5 protein-coding genes are annotated in these 2,768 nt (G+C 64.2%); 4 read left to right on the top strand and 1 reads right to left on the bottom strand.

The genetic code is table 11. The features are described 5' to 3' along the window. Window positions 1-163, top strand: a 163-nt coding sequence (locus Q8N19_RS00270) for an integrase core domain-containing protein (protein WP_305587659.1), incomplete at its 5' end; no start/stop codon positions are given. Window positions 164-209: 46 nt separating this feature from the next. Here the strand turns inward: Q8N19_RS00270 and Q8N19_RS00265 are convergent. Continuing rightward, window positions 210-683 carry a universal stress protein gene (locus tag Q8N19_RS00265; protein ID WP_293421544.1) on the bottom strand — a complete coding sequence of 158 codons (474 nt, stop codon included), beginning with the start codon at window positions 681-683 and terminating at the stop codon, window positions 210-212. 180 nt (window positions 684-863) lie between these two features. Here Q8N19_RS00265 and Q8N19_RS00260 point away from each other — a divergent pair, with 180 nt between their 5' ends. Genes Q8N19_RS00260 through Q8N19_RS00250 form a run of 3 tightly spaced genes read left to right on the top strand, consistent with a single transcriptional unit; the run spans window position 864 to window position 2,630 of the window. Next, the gene (locus Q8N19_RS00260; RefSeq protein ID WP_304755411.1) at window positions 864-1,292 is read left to right on the top strand and encodes a MarR family transcriptional regulator; all 429 of its coding nucleotides are present in this window, start codon (window positions 864-866) and stop codon (window positions 1,290-1,292) included. Continuing rightward, window positions 1,289-2,419 (top strand): HlyD family secretion protein, encoded by a 1,131-nt coding sequence (locus tag Q8N19_RS00255; protein ID WP_304755412.1) that lies wholly within the window; start codon window positions 1,289-1,291, stop codon window positions 2,417-2,419. Before Q8N19_RS00260 ends, Q8N19_RS00255 begins: the two co-directional genes overlap by 4 nt. Then, window positions 2,406-2,630, top strand: coding sequence for a hypothetical protein (locus Q8N19_RS00250; protein WP_305587658.1), 225 nt, complete (start codon window positions 2,406-2,408; stop codon window positions 2,628-2,630). Before Q8N19_RS00255 ends, Q8N19_RS00250 begins: the two co-directional genes overlap by 14 nt. The last annotated feature ends 138 nt before the right edge of the window (window positions 2,631-2,768 follow it).

Genomic DNA, 2,768 nt, shown 5'->3' with positions numbered 1-2,768 from the left:
ATGCCTGAACACCGCCTGGTTCATGTCCCTCGACGACGCCCGATCAAAATGCGAGGCTTGGCGTAGGGACTACAACGAACATCGTCCCCACAGCGCGATCGGCGACAAGTGCCCGATCGAGCTCATGAATGGCGTCGGGACACATGGCCCACCCGACGCCTGACCGGCGAGAAATCCCGGCCCGACCTGGTCCAAGGGTGGGGGCAAGGTCACTCATTGCCCCCCCCACGTGCGTCGACAAGCGCTTCGTCCGAGACCAGGTGGCCGGCGATCAACATGCTGCAATTGATGCGGTCCATCAGGTAGGCGCCGCTGCTGCCGGCCCACCATCGATCAAGAAAGCTCCGATGCCGGTGGCCTACGACCAGGAGGTCTGCGGCGACTTGCTCTACGAAGGCGGCAATCTCAGCAGCGGGCTCGCCGCTCCGCAACTCGGCGACCGGCTCGAGGCCAAGTTGCCGCAGCCCCGTGACGCCCTCTTCCAGCACCGCTCGGTACGCTTCCTGCTCGTGAGCGATGACTCCGGCGTACGCACCTTCGGCCAGCCGTCTTCCAGGCGTCTCTGCGGCGACCGACAAGAGAAAGACCCGGGCCCGAAGCCTCATGGCCAGCATCGCGCCCTCGCGCAGCGCGGCACGTCCCTCCACACTGCCATCGTAGGCAAGAACGATTCGACGATACATATGAACCCCCGCTTCAGACCCAAGGGTAGCCCTAGTATTTCCCGAAGGGCGCCCAATCGCACCCAACGCACCTTCGTAGGTTAATGGTTAGGGGGCTATCATCCAACAAGCGCCGCGAGGTTTGCGCCGGGGCGTTTTGATGCTAATTATTAGCTCCCTATCGACACGGATTTGTACTCGATGACCGCCAGACACGCCTTTGGACAGGCAGCGAACCTGATGAGCCGTCGTTGGCGGGCGCGCCTAGACGAGCGGCTTAAGGACACGGGCCTCTCGCAGGCGCGGTGGCTGGCGTTGTTTGAGCTATCAAGTTCGGACGGAGGGCTGACACAGCGGGATTTAGCGGATCGGCTCGGAATCGAGGCGCCGACGATCGTGCGCCAGTTGGATGACCTTGAAAGGCGCGGCCTGATTGCGCGGCGGGAGGCGCCGAATGATCGGCGAGCCAAACGCGTCACCCTCACCGCCGCGGCAGAGCCGGTCCTCGACCACATCACGAGCATTGCGGCCACGCTTCGCGACGAGTTGCTGGCGGATATTTCTGACGCCGATCTCGTCACCTGTCTGTCCGTTTTGGGACGAGTCAACCAGCGTTTGGAACAAAGATGAGCGCGGCGGATGACAACCCCGTCGCGAGCGTGAAAAGCATTCGCATCGGGCGAAAACCCTCGCGGCGCCTGCTTCTCGTCGCCGCCGTGATCGTGGCCCTCATTGCGGCCGGCGCGGTTTGGCTGCACGGGAGGGCCGGCCGGGTGTCGACCAATGACGCCCGCATTGCCGCAGATGTCATTGCGGTTTCCAGCGAGGCGGCCGGCAGGATTGTTCAGCTCGATGTCAAAGCCGGGGACCAAGTCGAGAGGGGTCAGATTCTGGTCCGCATAGAACCCCGCGACGCTCAATATAGCTTGGCGGAGATCAACGCCAACATCGCCAACCTGCGCGCGCAGCGCGCGCAGTTGTTGGCCCAGCAAAGCTTGGTGCGCAACACCGTCGGCAATCAAGCTGGGGTATCCTCCGCGACCATCGACAGCGCCCAGGCCGACTATCTGACCAAGCAGGCTGAGCTGGCCGTGGCACGGTCGGCCTTTCAGCGCACCGAAACCCTCTATGGGAAAGGGCTGGTCGCCAAGAGCCGGTTCGAGGAGGACCAGGCGCGGCTTCGGGCCGCCGAGCAAACTGCCGTCCGCGCCCGCGCCGCGATCTCCGGCGCGAAGGCGAGCGCCGAGGTCACCCAGACGGGCCTCCAGCAGGTGCAGGTGATCGCCGAGCAGATTGCGAGCGTCGACGCCCAGATCGACGCGCTGGCTGCGCGGCGTGAACAGCAGCGGCTCGATCTCGGACGGCGACAGATCGTGGCGGCCTTCGATGGGGTCATCGATCAGACCGTTGTCGATCCGGGCGAGTACGTCTCGCCGGGCTCGCGCATCCTGCTCTATCACGACCCGCATACCGTCTGGGTCGATGTGAACGTCAAGGAGACGGAGTTCCGTAAACTGAAGGTTGGCGCGTCGGCCAAGGTGAAGGTGGACGCCTATCCCGGCCGCACGTTTGAGGCCAAGGTTCAGCGCCTGGGGGGCGCCGCTACGAGCCAGTTCGCGCTACTGCCCAACCCCAATCCGAGCGGCAACTTCACCAAGGTCACCCAACGGCTGCCCGTGAGGCTGGCGATCACCCAACAGCAGAATCTCCTCCGGCCGGGGATGATGGCCGAGGTCACGATCGATGTCACAGACTGAGGCCCTGTTCGCGCGCTATGGGTCGATGTACCGCTGGCTCGCGACGGCGGCGGCCATGGTCTCGGCGATCGCGGTGGTGCTTTCATCCACCATCGTCAACGTGGCTGTTCCGGCAATCATGGGCCAGTTCGGCATCGATCAGACCCGGGTGCAGTGGCTCGCCACCGGCTTTCTCGCCGCAATGACGGTCACCATGCTGCTCTCTGCCTGAGGTGGCGCCGGTTCTCCGTACAGTTTGGCGGCTTGGCTAAGGTTGGTTCGGGTTCAGATTACGCCGCCAGTTTGTGCTCAGGGTTGGCCCTATCCGGGGCGAGCCCCGGATAGGGCGGCGCCTGGATTTGTCCATAGG

It is taken from the genome of Phenylobacterium sp., from assembly GCF_030693405.1.
In the GTDB taxonomy this organism is placed as follows: domain Bacteria; phylum Pseudomonadota; class Alphaproteobacteria; order Caulobacterales; family Caulobacteraceae; genus Phenylobacterium.
This window is presented reverse-complemented; position numbering and strand designations above follow the sequence as displayed.

Bases quoted from the DNA above. Each gene is read 5' to 3' on its own strand.
- Q8N19_RS00250 (WP_305587658.1), top strand. From the start codon at position 2,406: ATGTCACAGACTGAGGCCCTGTTCGCGCGCTATGGGTCGATGTACCGC.
- Q8N19_RS00255 (WP_304755412.1), top strand. From the start codon at position 1,289: ATGAGCGCGGCGGATGACAACCCCGTCGCGAGCGTGAAAAGCATTCGC.
- Q8N19_RS00265 (WP_293421544.1), bottom strand. From the start codon at position 683: ATGTATCGTCGAATCGTTCTTGCCTACGATGGCAGTGTGGAGGGACGT.
- Q8N19_RS00260 (WP_304755411.1), top strand. From the start codon at position 864: ATGACCGCCAGACACGCCTTTGGACAGGCAGCGAACCTGATGAGCCGT.